We start from the raw sequence: 17,090 nt of genomic DNA, 5'->3' as shown, positions 1-17,090 counted from the left end.
GCGGCGCCGGGCGCCACGCCGACGCCCGTCGCCACCACCCGCGCCCACGACCCGCCCACCCCGACGGCCCGCGGGCTCGCGGCCCGTTCGACGTCGACCCGCGCCAGCGCCTGCGGGATCGTGATGACCCCTTCCCGCACCAGGTCGACGGCCCAGCGCGCCGCCGCCAGCGGCGTGCTGGTGGAGGTGCGCGCCTGGAGGAGGTGGAGGACGCCGCTCTCCACGGTGAACTCGATCTCCAGCACGTCGCGGTGGGCCCGCTCCAGCCGCCGCCCGAAGCCGAGCAGCCGCTCGTACACCTCGGGCAGCGCGCGGCGCAGCTCCGCCAGCGGGCGGGGGGTGGTCCGGCCGCCGACGAGCTCCTCGCCCTGGGCCCTGGGCAGCCACTCCCCGAACGGCGCCGGCTCGCCCGTGACGGGGTCGCGCGTGACGTACACGCCGGTGCCGGAGCGGTCGTCGCGGTCGCCGAAGACCATCGCCTGGACGGTCACGGCGGTGCCGAGGTCGTCGGGGATCCCGTGGGCCGCCCGGTACGCGCGTGCCCGGTCGCCACGCCAGGAGTCGAAGACGCGGCAGACGGCCGCGCGCAGCTCCTCGAGGGCGCGCTCCCTCGGCGGCGTCCGCCCGACGTTGAGCACCGTGTCCATCATGCCCGGCATGCTGACCGGCGCGCCGGACCGCACGGACACCAGCAGGGGAGGGGGGCCGCCCAGGCGGGAGCCGGTCCGCTGCTCCAGCACGGCGAGCTCCGCGCGCACCCGGTCCCACAGCTCGTCGGGAACGCGGTCGCCGTGTTCGACGTACCGGCGGCACGCCGCCGTGGTGAGGGTGAACGCCGGCGGCACGGGGAGGCCGAGCTGGTGCATCCGCAGCAGGCCCCAGCCCTTGCCGCCGAGGAGGTTCCGGTCGGCGGGGACCGAGCCGTCCAGCGGCACCGTCAGCCGCTCGCCCGGCCCACCGCTCCCGCCTGCCCCGCCGGCCGTACCGGGGGAGGGCGTGGTGGCCTCGTTCACGACCTCAGTCCTCCCCGGACAGCCGCAGCCAGCAGTTCTTCAACACCGGGCGCCCGTCGAGGCTCGCCCCGACGACGTAGGTGTGGGCCACGGGGGAGGTGTGCGCGACGAAGTCGACGGCGCTGTCGGGCAGCACGGGCCGGCTGAACCTGGCGTGGAGGTCCACCAGCCGCTCCCGCCGCCGCTTCCGCAGGGCGGCGACCAGCGCGCTGACCCCGGTCGCCAGGGTGCACATGCCGTGCACGATGCGGCTGGGGTGGCCGGCCTCGCGGGCGGCGTCGTCGTCGAGGTGCAGCGGGTTGTGGTCGTCCGCGGCGTCCGCGTAGCGCGCCGGGGCCCCCGCGTCGAACACGCGGCGCAGCCGCGTCGCGAGAGGGCCCCTCTCCGGCGGGCCGGCGCGCCGGGGGGCCGGCGGCAGGCCGGTGCTGCCCCGCACGGCCAGGGTGCTGTCCATCGACACCACGGGCCGGTCGTCCCGGTCCAGCAGCACGCTGTGGACGATCGCCGCGTCGTTGAAGCCGAAGCCCACGACGTCGGTGACGCTCACCCGCCCCGTGAGCCGGTCACCCACCCGCAGCTCGCGGTGGACGCGCATGCGCTGCTCGGCGTGGAGCACCAGCTGGTCACGGGTGTTCAGCTCCGGCGACTGGTAGATGGTCCGCCACAGGGGCGCGACCAGCCGCACGGCGTAGAACGGCGAGGCGGTGCCGTGCCTGAGGTGGTCTGCCGGATCGTCGCCGATGGCCTCGGCGTAGGCGCTGCTGGCGTCGGCGTCCACGCGCAGCCCCGTCGATTCGTAACTGCGGCCGATCAGGGCCCTGCGGTCTGGCATGCGTCCCTCCGCGTCGGTTCTCACCCTTTTCACGCAACAACTTCACGCAACGACTTCACGCAACAACGCGCCGCGCTTTCGCGGCAGACCCTAGGTCGCGGCGTGGCGGAAACAAAGACGCAAGTGCGGAAGTGACGACCGGAAATCCCGGTCGCCTCCCGCATGTGCGGCTTTCGCACCGCGCCCGCGGCAAGTGCGGTTCTGGGATTGTTCCGCCACCCGCCGCCGTGCTGCACTGCGTTTCGTTCCCCACGCCCACCGGCGATTTCCGTTCGGCTGGTTCCCTGGCCGTCGGCCACGGAGTAGTTCCCCGACCATGGGAGGTTTGTGGTGTCTGTCGATCGTGGTGAGATCTTTTCCCGACTGCGGGTGCAGATGGCGAAGAACCTGGAGGTCGACGAGGCCGATATTCACCTCGAATCGCGCCTCGTCGACGACCTCGACGCCGACTCGCTCGACCTGCTGGAGCTGATTCTCGCCCTCAAGGGCGAGTTCGGGATCGCCGTCAACGACGGGGAGGTCAAGCAGCTGCTGACCGAGCTGGCCCGCTTCCTGCCCGACGCCGTCGGCAACGGCGGCCAGCTGACCGACCAGGACCTGGCCGAGGTCTCCCGCCGGCTCGCGGTCGCGAACGTCGTCGAGTTCATCGCCCACCGGGTCGGCTCCGATGCGTGAGGACGAGGCCGACCGCGTCGTCATCACCGGCCTCGGCGTGGTGACCGCGGCGGGCTGGTCGGTGGACGAGACCTGGTCGGCCGTCGCGGAGGGCGAACGGTTCGGGCAGCGGCTGGACCACTTCCCGCTGTTCGACGCCGGCACCCGCGTCGGCGCCCCCGTGCCCGGCAGGACGGCCAACGCGGCGACGCGGTCCCACGCCGTCGAGTTCGGCGAGCACGCCGTCGGCCAGGCGCTGGAGCAGGCGGGCCTGACGCGGGAGGCGGCGGCGGTGGACGTCGCCCTCGTCGCCACCCACGGGGAGCGGCAGCTGCCGCTCCCCGGCCAGCGACCCGTCATCGGCACGGCCGCCGAGATCGTCACGGCCGTCCAGCGCGCGGCGGGCGCCCGCCGCGCGACCGGCCTGTACGGCGCCTGCGCCGGCGGCGGGCTGGCGATCGGCTCGGGCATGAAGCTCGTCCAGTCCGGCCAGGCCGAGGTGGTCCTGGCCGGCGGCACGGACTGCCTGCTGCGCGAGATCGACTTCTTCTCGTTCTGCAGCCTGTACGCGATGACCGCGCGGGACTGCGACCCCGCCGAGGCGTCCTGCCCGTTCGACGCCCGCCGCGACGGCTTCCTGCTGTCGGAGGGCGCGGCCTTCGTCGTCCTGGAGTCCGCCGGCCACGCCGCGGCGCGGGGCGCGCAGCCCCTGGCCGCCGTGGACGGCTTCGGCTTCTCGCAGAACGCCTACCACATGGTCGCCTCGCCGCCCGACGCGCTCGGCCCGCAGTACTCGATGAGCAGGGCGCTGGACGACGCCGGCGTCAACCCCGAGGACGTGGACTACGTCAACGCCCACGGCACCAGCACCCGGGACAACGACTGGTGCGAGACGCTCGGCATCCGGCGGGCGTTCGGCCCCGCCGCCGAGTCGGTACCGATCAGCTCGCTCAAGGGCGCCCTCGGCCACAGCATGGCCTCGGCCGGCGACGTCGAGACGGCGCTGTGCGTCCAGGCGCTGCGCCACAACGTGATACCGGCGACGGCCAACCTCACCACCCCCGACCCCAACTGCGACCTCGACTACGTGCCGCGCACGGCCCGCGAGCGGCCCCTGCGCACGATCGTGAAGAACAGCTTCGGGTTCGGCGGCCACAACGCGTCCCTGGTGCTCGGAAAGGTGTGAGAGACGGATGAAGAGCACGCCACCCGGCGACGCCGTCCTGCTGTCCGCGATCGGCTCCGCCGACCTCCCGGCGGACCTGGAGAAGCGGACGAGGGCCAGGGCGCCGCGAAAGGTGAACCGACTGCTGGAACGGGCCCTGTACGCCCCGTTCGTCGCGGCCACGGAGCTTCTGGACCGAGCCGCCGACCGGGCGGCCGACGGCGCGGCACCCCCACTGGACCGGGAGAACGTCGCCCTCTACACGGTGAGCAACTGGGACCCCTCGATCCCGATCCCCGACTACGCGAGCGAGCCGGCGCCCGACCTCGTCGAGCGGCTCAGCACGTTCTACATCCGCCCGGCCAACCCGACGGACTGGCTGTGCCGGATGCCCAACAACCCGCTGTGCAACGTCGCCATCACCGCCGGCCTGCGCGGTCCCAGCATGCACTACATCGGCGGCGCCGACGCCCTGTCCCTCCTCACCACCGTCGCCGCCTCCACGGTGGCGAGCGGCATGGCCAGCGCGGCGCTGCTGGTCGCCTTCGACCTGCCGGAGGGGACGGAGCACCTGCTGGCCAGGGACAGCGACGCCACCGCCGCCGCCGTGCTCATCGGCCCGGCCGCCGACGGCCTCGCCGAGGGCCGGGACGCGGTGGACGCGGTGGGCGCGGTGGGCGCCGCCGCGTTGGCCCGCTTCGCCGCCGCGGCCGAGCCCGGCGCCGGGGCGGTCGCCACCCTCGACCGCTTCGTCGAGCACCTCGGCGGGGACGCGGCCGGCGACCTCGCCGGCCGGGGAACGGACCACGGCGCGGGCCGCACCGGCGTGCTGACCGGGGAGGCGCGATGACGAGCCGCGTCGCCCTGGTCACCGGCGCCTCCGGCGCCCTGGGCGCGGCCTGCGCCCGCGTCCTGGACGCCCGCGGCTTCCGCGTGGCGCTCCACCACGTGGAGAACGAGGACAGCGCCCGCAAGCTGGCCGCGGAGCTGAACAACCCCACGGCACTCGTGCGCGCGGACGTCGCCGACTGGTCCTCGGTCACCGCGATGGTCGAGCAGGTGACCGACGAGCTGGGCCCGGTGTCGGTGCTGGTCAACTCCGGCGCCGTCCGCCGCGACGGCCTCATGGCCACCCAGTCGGTCAGCGAGTGGACCTCCACCATCCAGGTCAACCTCATCGGCACCTTCCACACCTGCCGCGCCGTGCTGCCCGGCATGCTCGGCGCCCGCTGGGGACGCATCGTCAACGTCGTGTCGCCGGCGGGCCTGATCGGCAGCCGCGGCCAGACCGCGTACTCCGCCTCCAAGAGCGGCGTGATCGGCATGACCCGCTCGCTGGCGCTGGAGTCCGCGCGACGCCACGTCACCGTGAACGCCCTCTCGCCGGGCTTCATGGTCACCGAGCTGACCCGCGACGTCCCCGACGCCGTCCGCGACACCTTCGCCGACCGCACCCCCATCCGCCGCTTCGTCACGCCCGACGAGGTGGCGCGGGGCGTCGAACTGCTCGTGGACTCCGCCGCGATGACGGGCCAGGTGCTGTCCATCGACGGAGGGATGTCCGTGTCATGACCCCTCCCGACGTGCCCCGCGACGGCGACGCGGACCGCTTCGGCGTCGCCTTCCCCGGCCAGGGCAACAAGCGTCCGGCGATGGTGCGGGCGCTGCACACCCACCGCGCCCACCCGCTCGTCGACGCGTTCCTGCGCGCCCACGGCGAGGACCCGGAGGCCCTGGACCTCAACGACACCACCGTGGCCCAGCCGGCCACCTACGCGCTCGGCGTCGCCGCCGCCCAGGCCGCCTTCGGCCCCGAGCCGGCGGTGCCGCTGGTCGTCGGGCACAGCCTGGGCGAGCTGACGGCGGTGGCCTGCTCCGGAATGATCGACGTGTGGGACGGCTACCGCCTCGCCGTCCGCCGGGGCGAGGTGAGCCGCGACCACGGCCTGCCGGGCGCGATGCTCGCCGTGATGGGCGCCCGCGGCACCGCCATCGAGTGGCTGCGGCGCACCGTCGTCGCGCGCACGGGCGGCGTGCTGGAGGTCGCCGGGTACAACGGCGTCCGGCAGACCGTGCTGTCGGGCGACCCGCGCGCCGTGGAGGCCGCCCTGGAGGTCGCGGGCGAGACGGAGCTGCTCGCGGAGATCCTCCCGATCGGCGGCTCGTTCCACAGCCCGCTGATGGCCGGGGCGCTGCCCGCCTGGCGGGCCGAGGTCGCGTCCGTGCCGTTCCGCCGTGGCCGCTCCCGGTACGTGTCCACCGCGGACGCGGCCGAGCACCACGACCCCGAGGAGATCAGGGAACTGCTGGTGCGGGCGCTGCTGCTGCCGGTCCGCTGGACCGACGCGGTGCGGGCCGTCCGCGACGCCGGCTTCCACACCCTCTACGACGCCGGCCCCGGCACGACCCTGGCCAAGCTGGGCCGCAGGGAGGGCGTGCTGCGCTTCGCCTCCCTCCCGGAGGCCGGCACCGACGGGGAGGACCCCGGGGAGCCGGCCCCCCGCCCCGCCCCCGACACGGCGCTGGAGGCACTGACGTGACCGTCCTGATGTCCGGCGCGACCGGATTCCTCGGCCTGGCGCTGCTGCGCAGGATCAGCGGCGTGCTCGGCGACGACCCGGTGGTGGCGGTGATCCGCGGGCGGGACCACGCGGCCAGGGCCAGCTCCCTGGCGCGGCGCAGCGGCGCCCGCGTGGAGTCCCGCCAGGGCGACGTCCGTCTCCCGCACTGGGGCCTGACCGACGCCCAGCTCGCCGAGCTCGCCGGCCGCGTGCGGATCGTGCTCAACGTCGCGGGCGACGTCAGCTGGTCCGCGCCCTGGGCGCGGCTGGCGGAGACGAACATCGACGGCGCGGCCCACGCCGCCCGGCTCGCCCACACCCTCGGGGCGAAGCTGGTCCACGCCGGCTCCCTCTACGTCGGCTACGACTACGGCGCCGAGGTCGGCGAGTACCTGCTCCCGGAGCGCGAGCACCTGACCAAGTACGAGCGGGCCAAGCTGCGCGGCGAGTGGGCCGTCGCGCGCGTCGCCTCCCGGCACGACGTCCCCGCCTTCATCGCGAGGATCCCGGCGCTCTCCGGCGACCTCGCCCCCGTGGACGGCGACAACGGGGCCCGCAAGGTGCCGCTCTCCCGCCTGGTCACCGGCGGCCGGTGGCCCCTGCTGCCCTACAGCACCGGCGCCCGCCTCGACGTCTGCCCGAGGGACCTGGTGGCAGCCCGGGTCGTCGACCTGTTCGACACCGAGCCCACCGCCACCCCGGAGGTGCGGAACATCGGCCAGGCGGCGGGCGCCCCGATCGTCGAGGCGTTCATCCGGGAGGCCGCGGTGGCCAGCCGCCGCCAGCCGACGGCGTTCCCCCGGCCGGTGAGGGCGCCCGCCGCCTGGCTCAAGGCCGTCTCGCGGCAGGCCGACCGCCTCGCCGAGAGCCCCACCAACGCCGCCGCCATCGGCCTGCGCTACTTCGCCTCCCCGACCGTCTACACCGGCGCCGGCCTCGGCCAGGACGTGTCCATCCGCAGCCTGGTGCGGACCCTGGGCCTGCCGCTGGCCGACGAACCCGTCCGACTCGACAGCTACTACGCGGGGTGGCCCACATGACCATGCTCGTCGTCGGCATCAGCGGACACATCGGCTCGCGCGTCGCGGCGCGGGCCGCGGAACGCGGGCTGCCCGTGGTGGGCCTCGCCCGCGAACCCGCCCCCCACGTCGAACCGTTCGCCAAGGTCCACCTCGGCGACGCCCGGCGCGCGGACCTCGGCCTGCCGCCGGAGACGGCGCGGGAACTCGCCGCCGAGGTGACCTCCCTCGTCCTCACCGCCGGCAGCTTCGACCTCTCCCTCTCCCTCGCCGACGCCCAGGCCCGACACATCGCGCCGCTGCGCGGGGCCCTGCGCTTCGCCCGGGACTGCCCCGGGCTGCGCACCGTGGTCGTGGTCTCCAGCCTGCTCGCGCTCGGCGACACCCGGGAACGGATGCGCAGCGACCTCGTCCCGGGAGCCGCCCGCCACCGCAACTTCTACGAGTGGGCCAAGCTCCACGGCGAGCAGATCGCCCGCGCCTCCGGCCTGCCGGTCGACATCGTGCGGGCGGGGCACGTCGTCGTCAGCGAGCCCACCGAGGGACGACGCGGCGCGCCCCAGGCCCTGTTCGAGCTGCTGCGGCTGATGGCCGCCGGCTGGCCGCTGGCCGTCGCGGGCGACAACCGGTACTGGTGCGCCCCGGCCGACTTCGCCGCCGACGTCGTCCTGGACCGCGCCCAGCACGGCACGGGCGGCTCCTCGGTGTGGGCCGTCGACCCCGCCTCGCCCACCAACGCCGAGATCTTCGACCTGGTCAACGCCCGCTACGGCCTGCGCGTGAAGCGCGTCCGCAACGCCGCCCTGGCCCGCACGGTCGCCGCCGTGCTCCGGCCGCGGTGGCTCGACCTCCCCATGAACCGGGAGGTGCTCGACTACTGCACCGCGCACTGGGACCTCGACCTGCGGTGCCTGACGACGCTGATCGCCGCCGGCCGCCTGAGTCCGCCACCCGACCGCGACTACCTCGTGCGGTCCCTGGACGTCGAGTTCGAGCGCCTGAGGGGGCAGCTGCCGTGACGACCCTCCCCACCTTCTCCCTGGACACCCCCCAGAGCGAGCGCGTGACGCTCCACAGCGGACACAACTTCCGCGAGGTCGCCCCCGAGCTGCTCTCCCCCCTGACCTGGTCGATCATCGGCTCCGGCATGGAACGCGGCTTCCGCGACGCCGCCGCCGAGTTCGGCCGTGAGCGGCCGAGCGGCCCCCGCCCCCACTTCGTCAGCTACCTCGGCTTCCGCCCCTACTTCACGATGACCACCATCGAGCGCCTCGCCGACGAACTCCTCGTCGTCGACCCCGAGGACATCTGGGAGATGCTGCTCGGCGGCCCGGGGCCCGACGTCCAGCGCGAGCGGCGGCCCGGCCGGCTGCACCGCGCGCGCAGACTGCCCGGCGCCCTCGCCTTCCTGCGCGGCAACGCGCAGGTCTTCGGCCGGGCCCAGGCCGAGCTCGCCGCCGCCGAGGAGGCCGTCGCCGCGGCCCTCGACTCCGGCGGCGTCTGGCAGACCGGCGCCGCGTGCGACGCGGCCGTCCAGGCGGCGCGCACCGCCTGGGCGCTGCACATCAGGACCACCAGCGTCGCGCTGCTGGCCGCCTCCCTGGCCAAGCGGACACTGCGCACCCAGTACGACCCGCACACGACGCTGGAGCTGCTGCGCGCCAGCGCCCACCGCAAGGACGACGGCGGCGGGGCCAGCGCGCGCGGCGGCGCCCTCACGCAGGAGCTGCACCGGCTGAACACCTACGAGGTCGCCGACCGCGACGAGCCGTTCGCCCGCTTCTCCTCGGCGGCGCTGTCGGCCGCCGCGTCCGTGCTGCACGACCGGCGCACCGAGCACCGCGGCGAGGGCGGCGCCGACGAGGTGGGCATCCCGCTGGGCACGGCGCTCGGGCCCGTCCTCGAACGCGTGACGGACCTCCTCGGCCTCGCGCTCGGCGAACGGGAACGCTCCAAGGAGGTGGGGCTGCGCGCCCTGCACTGCGTCCGCCTGCTGCTGGACCGGGGCGCCTTCGGCGCGGAGCCGGGCGAGGCGGCGCTCCTCGGCGTCCACGAGCTGCGGACCCTCGACGCCCGGACGCGGCGACGCCTGGTCGCCCGGCGGTCGGAGGAACTCGCCGAGGCCGCCGCGCTGGAGTACCCGGTGGACGTGCGGCTCGGCAAGGGCCTGACCGCCCTGCGCCGCTCCCAGCGCGGCACGGGCGCCAACACCGGCAGGGCGCTGGCACCCGGCTGGGCCGAGGGGGTGCTGACCAGGGAGAGCGACGGCGAGGCCGGCCGGATCCTCGTCGGCGACCGGGTCGACGGCAACTACGTGCTGGCCGTGCTGCCGGACGGCGTCGTCAGCACCTACGGCAGCGTGCTCTCCCACGTCGCGATCGTCTGCCGCGAACTCGGCATCCCGTTCGTCGCGGGCGTCCGCACCGACCCGGCCGCGCTCGGCCGGCGGGCCGTCGTCGACGGCTGGACCGGCACGGTGACCGTGGACGCGGGCGCCCCCGCGCTCAGCGAGGCGGGCGCGGTGGGATGACGACGACCCGACACCCCCGCGCGCCCGGCCGGCCCTCAGAGAACGTCGCGGCCCCGGCTCCCGTCGGCCCCCGCGGCCGGCGGACCGGCGGAGAGCAGGTCGAGGGCGCGGCCGGTGACCAGCACGTACACCACGTGCTTGCCGCCGTCCACCAGCAGCGCCCGGCCGCCGAGCCGCCCCGCCCTCCCGGACAGCGCCAGCAGCGCGAGCCACGGGCCCCACACCGCCGCCAGGTGCGCGACCTCGAGGCGCCACCCGGCGGCACCCCGCCGCACCAGCACCGCCCGGCTCACGCCGCCCAGCGCGCCGTAGCCCCAGTGCAGCGTCGCGTTCACCAGCCGGGAGGAGGCGGCCCGCGCGCCGCCGTCGCCGTCCTCCCGCCGCGTCAGCGTGGCGGCCACCTCCACGGGACGCGTTGCCGCGCCCCCGTCGCCGTGCCGCCGTCTGAGGTACGCGCTGACCGCGGTGTACCCGGCGGTGCCGGCGACGCCCGCGAGAAGTGCCCGAGACGCCCAGGACGGGAAACCACGGCCGAGAAATCCACTGCGCGACGGCACGAAATACCTCCGGGAAACGAAACTGAGGCACGGCGACCGAGCAGATTATTCACCCAGGAACCGTGACTCGGCAAGGGGTTGGAACCATGATCACTGAGGTCGCGTCAGCACAACGCCCCACCACCGGCAGAAAGGCCAGAAACCTTTCCGGAGCATTCGCGCGACTCGGAAAGGTCGCACTGTTCGAGATATGGCTGGGGCCGCTCGTCGCATGGTCGCTGATCAGCGCGGAAGCCGGTGCGCACCCCCGCTCCTGGCTGCTGTGCCTGCTCTTCTTCCTCGTGCTCGTGTTCGGCATGTCGGCCAGTCACGCCTTCGACGACGTCGCCGGATACCGGGACGGCAGCGATCTGCGGAACTACGCACCGGAAAGGCGGAGAAGCCAGGTCAAGCCGCTGGTCCTCGGACAGCTCACGGTCCGTTCCGCGCTCGCCTTCGCGTACGTCTGCACGGCGGTCGCCATCGGTTTCGTCGTGCTGTTCTCCCTCGTCGCCGAATTCGAGCCCTGGTGGATTCTTCCCGCCGGTGTCACGAGCGTCGTGCTCGGCGTGCAGTACTCGGTGGGCATCAGCTTCAGCTACCGCGTCGTCGGCGGCGGCGAGGCGGTCACCGGCCTCACCCTGGCGAGCAGCGTGCTGCTGCCGTACGTGGCCGCCACGCAGCGGGTCGACGCCGCCGCCGTCATCCAGGCGGTGCTCTTCGGCGCCTGGCTGGTGCAGGTCATGATCTGCTCCAACAGCGCCGACGCCGAGGACGACCGGCAGGTGGGCCGCCGCACGGTGGCCGCCCGCACCTCGCCTCGCGCCAACCGGGCCTTCGTCGCCACCGTCTTCTGCTCCGTCTGGCTGCTCACCGTGCTGGGCGCGCTCACCGGCGCGCTCGGTGCCTGGGTCGTGCCCGCGCTGCTGCCCGCATGGACCCTCCAGGCGTACGTGCTGCGCAACGGCTGGCGCGGCCGGTGGCGCAACCGGCGCAACTACGGGTTCCAGGCGCTGCGCCTGGGCGTGCTGGGACTGGTGGTCGCCAATGTCCTCGCCTGACCCGGCCCGCGCCCCCGCCCCCGGCCTCCCGTCGCCGTCGCGGTCCCCGTCGCCGTCGCCGTCGCCGCGACGGTACGACGTGGTCGTCGTCGGCACCCGCATCGCCGGCGCCTGCCTCGCCACCCACCTGGCCCGGCGCGGCCTCACCGTCCTCGCCGTCGACCGCGCCGACTTCCCGAGCGACACGCTCTCCACCCACCTCGTCCAGGTCAGCGGCGTGCGCTCCATGCAGCGCCTCGGCGTGCTGGAGGAGCTCCGACGCACCGGCGCCCCCTTCCTGACCGCCGCCCACGTCGTCTACGACGGCGTGGACCTGAGCACCCCCGTGCGCTCCGAGGCCGACTGGCCCCCCGGCGGCATCAGCGTCAACCGCAGCACGCTCGACGCCATCCTCGTGGGCGCCGCCCGCGCGGCCGGGGCCGAGGTCCGCCCGCGGACCTCGCTGCGCGACGTGACGCGGGACCCCACCGGCCGCGTCAACGGCGTGCTGCTGCGCACCCGCGGCCGCCACGAGACCGTCCGCACCCGCCTGCTCGTCGGCGCCGACGGCCGGAACTCCACCGTCGCCGACCTCGTCGGCGCGCGCACCTACAACGTGACGGCCAACCAGCGCTTCGTGTACTGGGCCGAGTTCGACGGCGTCACGGAGACCGGGCCGGCCTGCGTGCACCACCACCGGCAGGGCGCCGAGCTGACGGTCGCCTTCCAGTCCGACGGCGGGCGCTTCGTCGTCATGATCTGCCCGGGCCTTGACACCTTCGCCGACTTCAAGCGGGACCTGGCGGCCCGCTACGACGCGGCCGTGGCCGCCTGCGCGCCGCTGAAGCCCCTGATGGCGAACGCCCGCCGGGTCAGCCGGCCGGTCGGCACCGCCTACGCGCCCGGCTTCTTCCGGGAGTCGGCGGGTCCGGGCTGGGCCCTGGTCGGCGACGCCGGCCACTTCAAGGACCCCACGCTCGGCCAGGGCATCTCCGACGCGCTCCGGCAGGCCGAGACCCTCGCCGACCACGTGGCGGCCGTCGACGTGGGCGACGCCGCCCGCCTCGACCGGCAGCTGACCCGCTGGCGGCGCTGGCGCGACCGCGACGCCGCCGCCATGTACTGGCTGGCCTGGGACTTCTCGGCCGCCGGCGAGCTCGGCCCGTTGGAGCGCGCCCTGATGGCCTGCATCGCCGCCGACCCCTCCGTCCGCCAGCGCTTCGTGGACGGCGTGCTCTCCCACCGCGTGTCGCCCCACGAGGTGGTCGGCCCCCGCCTGCTGCTGCGGGCCGCCCGCCACATGCGCCGCACCGGGTCCTCCCGCCGGGCCGTGGCCCGCGTCATCGCCGGCCGCCTGGCCGTCGAGGCACGCCGCCAGGCGCTGACGCGCCGGCCCCGCTACGAGCCGCTGCCGAAACCGTCGGCCGCCTCCGCGGCCCGCGCCCGCGCGGGGGACGCCTGGCAGGGCGACATCGCCGACGACACCGCCGACGACACCGCGCCGTCGCGCCGCCCCACGAGAAGGGTCACACCGTGAGAACAGACATCCCCACCGTCGACTTCGCCCTCGACGGGCGCGCCTTCCGCGCGAACCCCTATCCCCGGTACCGCGCGCTCCAGGAGGAGCACCGGATCTTCTGGCACGACGGCTACGCCGCCTACGTCGTGCCGCGCTACGCGGACGTGATGGACGTCCTGAAGGGCACCCGCTGGAAGGTGCGTCCCGGCTCCCGCTTCCTCGAACGCCAACTCGCCGCGAACGAGACCGTCAACCAGCTGATGCAGGGCTTCTACTACTTCCTCGACGAGCCCGAGCACCGCCGGCTGCGCAGCATCGTCTCCACCACCTTCACCCCCCGCGTCGTCCTGAACTTCCGCGGGCGCATCCAGCAGATCCTCGACGAACTCCTCGACGAGACGCTGGCGAGGAACGGCACCGTCGAGTTCATGTGGGAGATCTCCTATCCCCTGACGATGCGGGTCATCACCGAGATCCTCGGCGTCAGCGAGGAGAAGGACCACCGCTTCTTCGCCGACATCGGCCACGCCCTGGCGGGCCTGCTGGAGTGGGACGCCCCCGTGGAGCGGGTGCTGGCCGGCGGCGAGTCGATGATGCAGATCAGCAACCGCTTCGTCGACGTCCTGGAGGAACGCCAGCAGCAGCCCCGCGACGACCTGATCAGCGCCCTGACGAAGGCGCGGGCCGAGGGGCGGGCCTCCGACAGCTTCGAGATCATCTTCATGTGCGTCCTGCTGCTCACCGTCGGCTACGAGACGACGATGAACCACCTGGGCAACGGCGTCCACGCCCTGCTGTCCCACCCCGAGCAGTTCGAGAGGCTGCGCGCCGAGCCCGACATCGTCCCGCAGGCCGTCGACGAACTGCTGCGCTTCGAGGCGCCGGTGCAGGTCACCTCCCGCGTCGCCGTCGAGGACATCGACGTGGCCGGCACCACCGTGCGGGAGGGCGAGCAGGTGGTGGTGCTGCTCGGCGGCGCCAACCGCGACCCACGCGTCTTCGACGACCCCGACCGGCTCGACCTCACCCGGTCGAACGCGGCCAAGCACATGACGTTCGTCCACGGACCGCACTACTGCCTCGGCGCCGCCCTGGCCAAGACGGAGGGCGAGATCACCTTCGCCACCCTCGCCCGACGCTTCCCCCACCTCCGGCAGGCCGCGCCGCACGAGTGGCGTGACACCGCCATCCTGCGGTCGCTCGACCGGCTGCCCCTCGCACTGGACGGCTGAAACCCCGAACTCTCCGCCCGAAACCCCCGCCCGAACCCTCCGCTCCCGCGACGACCAGAGCCGGAGACCGAGGAAGGACACCAGGCCATGACGCCCCACCCGCCCCACAGCCCCTCCGAGTCCACCACCGCGACCGCGCGGCAGGCCGCCACCGCCGTGGTGCGCCGCCTGTACGACGCGTACAACGCCCACGACCTCGACGCCGTCCTGGCCTGCTGGCGCCCTGGCGGCATCGAACTCGTCCCGCCCTTCGGCGAGAAGAAGGTCCCCGACGAGCTCCGCGCCCACCTCGCCGGCTTCTTCGCCGCCTTCCCCGACGCCCGCGTCGAGCTGCTGTCGCTGCTCGCCGACGATGACGGCGGGGTCGCCACCCAGATACGGTTGTCCGGCACGTTCAGCGGACGTCGCTTCGAGGGCATGCGGGCCAACGGCAGGCCGTGGTCGACCCGCATGGCGGAGATCTTCGTCACCGAGGACGGACTGATCACCCGGATGGATGCCTACATGGACAGCGTGGACCTCGCCCGGCAGATCGGGCTGATGCCCGCCGAGGGCAGCCCCGCCGAGACGGTCATGCGCGGCGTGTTCAACCTGCGGAGCGCCCTGCGCCAGGCCCTGCGCGGCAGGCGCTGACCGCGGGCGGACGGAGCACACACGAGGTGGGAGCCGAACTGGGTACCGACACGCGCGCCGTGGTGGACGAGGAGCAGCGCGGGACGGGCGGCGGGGGCGGCGGACGCGGCGTCCTGGAGCGCAGCCCGAGGGCGGTCCTCGTCGTCGCCGCGGTCGTCTTCGTCCTCACCCTCGGCTTCGGTGTCGGCGTCATCCCCTCCCTCTCGGGCGGCGGTTTCGACGCCGTCGGCAGCGAGTCCGACACCGTCACCCGGACCCTGGAACGGGAGTTCGGGGTCGGCGACACCGACGTGGCGCTCCTGGCCACCGCCAAAAGCGGCGACGTCGACGACGCGCCGGCGGCGGCCGCGGGCGCCGCCCTCGCCGCGGAGTTACGCGCCGACCCCGGCGTCGACGCGCTCACCTCCTACTGGGAGACGCCGCAGGTGCCCGGCCTGCGGGGCGAGGACGGCACCCAGGCGCTGCTCCTGCTCGAACTCGCGGGGGAGGAGAACGCAAGAAGCGACTGGCTGCGCGCCGCCCACGACCGCTACGACGACGCGTCCGGCCCGCTCACGGTGGAGATCGGCGGCAACGCCGAGGTGTTCCGCGCCATCCAGGACCAGATCGTCGCCGACCTCGTCGTCTCCGAGGCCATCGCCGTCCCGCTGAGCCTGCTCCTGCTGCTGTTCGTCTTCCGCAGCGTCGTCTCGGCGCTGCTGCCGCTCGTGATGGGCGCGCTCGCCGTCGGCGTCACCTTCGCGGTGCTGCGGCTGCTGGCCCAGGTCACCGAGGTGTCGATCTTCGCCCTCAACCTGACCAGCGCGCTCGCCCTCGGGCTCGGCATCGACTACGGCCTGCTGGCGGTGACCCGCTTCCGCGAGGAGCTGGCCGCCGGCCGCACCGTGCCGGAGGCCGTCCGCGTCACCCAGCGCACGGCCGGCCGCACCGTGCTCTTCAGCGGCCTGGTCGTCGGCCTGTCCCTGGCCACGCTGCTGCTCTTCCCCCTCCCGTTCCTGCGGTCCTTCGCCTACGCCGCGATCCCGTCGGTCTTCGGCGCGGTCGCCGGTGCCCTCGTGGTGCTGCCGGCGATGCTGCGGGTGCTCGGTCACCGGATCGACCGCTGGCGGCTGCCCCGGCTGCCGGGGCTCGGCGCGAACGAGGCCGGGTGGGAGCGGGTGGCGCGGTGGGCGATCCGCCGCCGTGTCCCCGTGGCGGCCGTCCTGGTCGTGGCGCTCGCGGTGCTGGCGCTGCCCTTCCTCCACGTGCGGATCGGGAAGGTCGACGAGACGGTGCTGCCGGCCGACGCGCACGTCCGCGAGGTCCAACAGGAGCTGCGGGACAACTTCCCCAGCAACACCGCGTTCCCCGTCACCGTCCACCTGCCGGGGCTCGGCGACGACACCGAGGCCGAGCGCCGCACCCGGGCCGAGGTCGCCGCCCGCGTCTCGGCGTTGCCGCACGTCAGCCTCGCCCGCGCGGCGGAGGGCGAGTGGAGCCGGGGCCAGCGTCTCGCCGGCCGCCTCGGCGGCGGGGGAGAGGGGCTCACGATGGCGAACGCCACCGACTCCCACCTCCTCGTCCTGCTCCGGCCCGCCGTCGAGGTGTACTCGACACAGGCCGAGGAGACGGTCCACGCCATCCGGGCCCTGAGCTACGACACCGACGGGTCGGACACCGCCGCCGAGCAGCGCCCGCGGGTCTCCGGCGAGGCCGCCCGCCTGGTCGACGCCAAGCGGGCCATCGCCGACCGCCTGCCCTGGGCCGTCGGCCTGATCGCCCTGTGCGGCCTCGTTCTCACCTTCCTGCTGACGGGCAGTCTCGTCGTGCCCCTCAAGGCCCTGTTCCTGAACCTGCTCAGCCTCACCGCCACCTTCGGCGTGATGGTCTGGGGCTTCCAGGACGGCAACCTGGAGGAGCTCCTCGGCTTCACCTCCTCCGGGTACCTCGACCACGCCATGCCGGTGCTGATGTTCTGCGCCGCCTTCGGGCTGTCCATGGACTACGAGCTGTTCCTGGTCTCCCGGATCCACGAGGAACACCTCAGGGGCCGGAGCAACGAGGAGGCCGTGGTGGAGGGCATCAGGAAGACCGGCGCCGTGTTCACCTCGGCCGCCCTGCTGCTCGCCGTGGTCTTCGCCGGCCTGGTCGCCTCCCAGGTGTCGATCATCAAGATGGCCGGTCTCGGCATCGTGCTGGCGATCCTCGTCGACGCCATGGTGATCCGCACGTTCCTGGTGCCCGCGTTGATGAGCATGATGGGCCGGGCCAACTGGTGGGCGCCGCGCCCGCTGCGCCGCCTGCACGGCCGCGCCGGGCGCGCGGGCGCGGCCCGCCGCTCCCGGTAGCCGGGGGACGGCCGCCGTCCCTCTCCTCG

The 17,090-nt window shown here is 74.4% G+C and carries 16 protein-coding genes; 13 read left to right on the top strand and 3 right to left on the bottom strand.

The window, feature by feature from the left end; all coding sequences use genetic code 11:
• Both ACTWP5_RS29825 and ACTWP5_RS29820 read right to left on the bottom strand, forming a co-directional pair.
• A partial coding sequence (locus ACTWP5_RS29825; protein WP_443224284.1) for a PEP/pyruvate-binding domain-containing protein occupies nt 1-1,013 on the bottom strand: 1,013 nt, incomplete at its 3' end.
• Nucleotides 1,014-1,017: 4 nt separating this feature from the next.
• Nucleotides 1,018-1,845, bottom strand: coding sequence for a MaoC/PaaZ C-terminal domain-containing protein (locus ACTWP5_RS29820; RefSeq protein ID WP_443224283.1), 828 nt, complete (start codon nt 1,843-1,845; stop codon nt 1,018-1,020).
• 327 nt (nt 1,846-2,172) lie between these two features.
• On the opposite strand from ACTWP5_RS29820, the gene ACTWP5_RS29815 reads away from it, so the two are divergent.
• From ACTWP5_RS29815 to ACTWP5_RS29780, 8 genes are read left to right on the top strand one after another with little or no spacing between them, the layout of a single operon-like run.
• A complete protein-coding gene (locus tag ACTWP5_RS29815; protein ID WP_443224282.1) occupies nt 2,173-2,520 on the top strand; it encodes a phosphopantetheine-binding protein in 348 nt (115 codons plus the stop codon).
• On the top strand, nt 2,513-3,685 hold the full coding sequence (locus ACTWP5_RS29810) for a beta-ketoacyl-[acyl-carrier-protein] synthase family protein (protein WP_443224281.1): 1,173 nt from the start codon (nt 2,513-2,515) through the stop codon (nt 3,683-3,685). The genes ACTWP5_RS29815 and ACTWP5_RS29810 overlap by 8 nt, the downstream gene beginning before the upstream one ends.
• Before the next feature lie 7 nt (nt 3,686-3,692).
• Nucleotides 3,693-4,514 carry a hypothetical protein gene (locus tag ACTWP5_RS29805; protein WP_443224280.1) on the top strand — a complete coding sequence of 274 codons (822 nt, stop codon included), beginning with the start codon at nt 3,693-3,695 and terminating at the stop codon, nt 4,512-4,514.
• On the top strand, nt 4,511-5,236 hold the full coding sequence (locus tag ACTWP5_RS29800) for an SDR family oxidoreductase (protein ID WP_443224279.1): 726 nt from the start codon (nt 4,511-4,513) through the stop codon (nt 5,234-5,236). The genes ACTWP5_RS29805 and ACTWP5_RS29800 overlap by 4 nt, the downstream gene beginning before the upstream one ends.
• Entirely contained in the window at nt 5,233-6,204 is a 972-nt protein-coding gene (locus tag ACTWP5_RS29795) for an ACP S-malonyltransferase (RefSeq protein ID WP_443224278.1), read from the top strand. Before ACTWP5_RS29800 ends, ACTWP5_RS29795 begins: the two co-directional genes overlap by 4 nt.
• Nucleotides 6,201-7,265: an SDR family oxidoreductase gene (locus ACTWP5_RS29790; protein WP_443224277.1), complete on the top strand. Its 1,065-nt coding sequence runs from the start codon at nt 6,201-6,203 to the stop codon at nt 7,263-7,265. Before ACTWP5_RS29795 ends, ACTWP5_RS29790 begins: the two co-directional genes overlap by 4 nt.
• Entirely contained in the window at nt 7,262-8,263 is a 1,002-nt protein-coding gene (locus ACTWP5_RS29785; RefSeq protein ID WP_443224276.1) for an NAD-dependent epimerase/dehydratase family protein, read from the top strand. The genes ACTWP5_RS29790 and ACTWP5_RS29785 overlap by 4 nt, the downstream gene beginning before the upstream one ends.
• The gene (locus ACTWP5_RS29780) at nt 8,260-9,774 is read left to right on the top strand and encodes a PEP-utilizing enzyme (RefSeq protein ID WP_443224275.1); all 1,515 of its coding nucleotides are present in this window, start codon (nt 8,260-8,262) and stop codon (nt 9,772-9,774) included. The genes ACTWP5_RS29785 and ACTWP5_RS29780 overlap by 4 nt, the downstream gene beginning before the upstream one ends.
• A gap of 35 nt (nt 9,775-9,809) precedes the next feature.
• On the opposite strand, the gene ACTWP5_RS29775 is transcribed toward ACTWP5_RS29780, so the two are convergent.
• Entirely contained in the window at nt 9,810-10,175 is a 366-nt protein-coding gene (locus ACTWP5_RS29775) for a hypothetical protein (RefSeq protein ID WP_443224274.1), read from the bottom strand.
• A 242-nt stretch (nt 10,176-10,417) separates the two neighbouring features.
• Here ACTWP5_RS29775 and ACTWP5_RS29770 point away from each other — a divergent pair, with 242 nt between their 5' ends.
• The 5 genes from ACTWP5_RS29770 to ACTWP5_RS29750 all read left to right on the top strand — a co-directional run bounded on the left by ACTWP5_RS29770 (nt 10,418) and on the right by ACTWP5_RS29750 (nt 17,061).
• Entirely contained in the window at nt 10,418-11,371 is a 954-nt protein-coding gene (locus ACTWP5_RS29770; protein WP_443224273.1) for a prenyltransferase, read from the top strand.
• The gene (locus ACTWP5_RS29765; RefSeq protein ID WP_443224272.1) at nt 11,358-12,887 is read left to right on the top strand and encodes an NAD(P)/FAD-dependent oxidoreductase; all 1,530 of its coding nucleotides are present in this window, start codon (nt 11,358-11,360) and stop codon (nt 12,885-12,887) included. Before ACTWP5_RS29770 ends, ACTWP5_RS29765 begins: the two co-directional genes overlap by 14 nt.
• Entirely contained in the window at nt 12,884-14,101 is a 1,218-nt protein-coding gene (locus ACTWP5_RS29760) for a cytochrome P450 (protein WP_443224271.1), read from the top strand. Before ACTWP5_RS29765 ends, ACTWP5_RS29760 begins: the two co-directional genes overlap by 4 nt.
• A gap of 87 nt (nt 14,102-14,188) precedes the next feature.
• The gene (locus ACTWP5_RS29755) at nt 14,189-14,734 is read left to right on the top strand and encodes an ester cyclase (protein ID WP_443224270.1); all 546 of its coding nucleotides are present in this window, start codon (nt 14,189-14,191) and stop codon (nt 14,732-14,734) included.
• Nucleotides 14,735-14,760: 26 nt separating this feature from the next.
• The gene (locus ACTWP5_RS29750) at nt 14,761-17,061 is read left to right on the top strand and encodes an MMPL family transporter (RefSeq protein ID WP_443224269.1); all 2,301 of its coding nucleotides are present in this window, start codon (nt 14,761-14,763) and stop codon (nt 17,059-17,061) included.
• Nucleotides 17,062-17,090 lie beyond the last annotated feature (29 nt).

Source organism: Streptomyces sp. 4N509B, assembly GCF_052245655.1.
Taxonomy (GTDB): Bacteria; Actinomycetota; Actinomycetes; order Streptomycetales; family Streptomycetaceae; genus Streptomyces.
Note: the sequence above shows the minus strand (reverse complement) of the source record. Positions and strands in the feature narration are given on the sequence as shown.

What these genes read in the sequence shown, in the direction of transcription:
- ACTWP5_RS29770 (WP_443224273.1), top strand. Translation starts at nt 10,418, where the DNA reads ATGATCACTGAGGTCGCGTCAGCACAACGCCCCACCACCGGCAGAAAG.
- ACTWP5_RS29810 (WP_443224281.1), top strand. Translation starts at nt 2,513, where the DNA reads ATGCGTGAGGACGAGGCCGACCGCGTCGTCATCACCGGCCTCGGCGTG.
- ACTWP5_RS29755 (WP_443224270.1), top strand. Translation starts at nt 14,189, where the DNA reads ATGACGCCCCACCCGCCCCACAGCCCCTCCGAGTCCACCACCGCGACC.
- ACTWP5_RS29765 (WP_443224272.1), top strand. Translation starts at nt 11,358, where the DNA reads ATGTCCTCGCCTGACCCGGCCCGCGCCCCCGCCCCCGGCCTCCCGTCG.
- ACTWP5_RS29820 (WP_443224283.1), bottom strand. Translation starts at nt 1,845, where the DNA reads ATGCCAGACCGCAGGGCCCTGATCGGCCGCAGTTACGAATCGACGGGG.
- ACTWP5_RS29805 (WP_443224280.1), top strand. Translation starts at nt 3,693, where the DNA reads ATGAAGAGCACGCCACCCGGCGACGCCGTCCTGCTGTCCGCGATCGGC.
- ACTWP5_RS29785 (WP_443224276.1), top strand. Translation starts at nt 7,262, where the DNA reads ATGACCATGCTCGTCGTCGGCATCAGCGGACACATCGGCTCGCGCGTC.
- ACTWP5_RS29800 (WP_443224279.1), top strand. Translation starts at nt 4,511, where the DNA reads ATGACGAGCCGCGTCGCCCTGGTCACCGGCGCCTCCGGCGCCCTGGGC.
- ACTWP5_RS29795 (WP_443224278.1), top strand. Translation starts at nt 5,233, where the DNA reads ATGACCCCTCCCGACGTGCCCCGCGACGGCGACGCGGACCGCTTCGGC.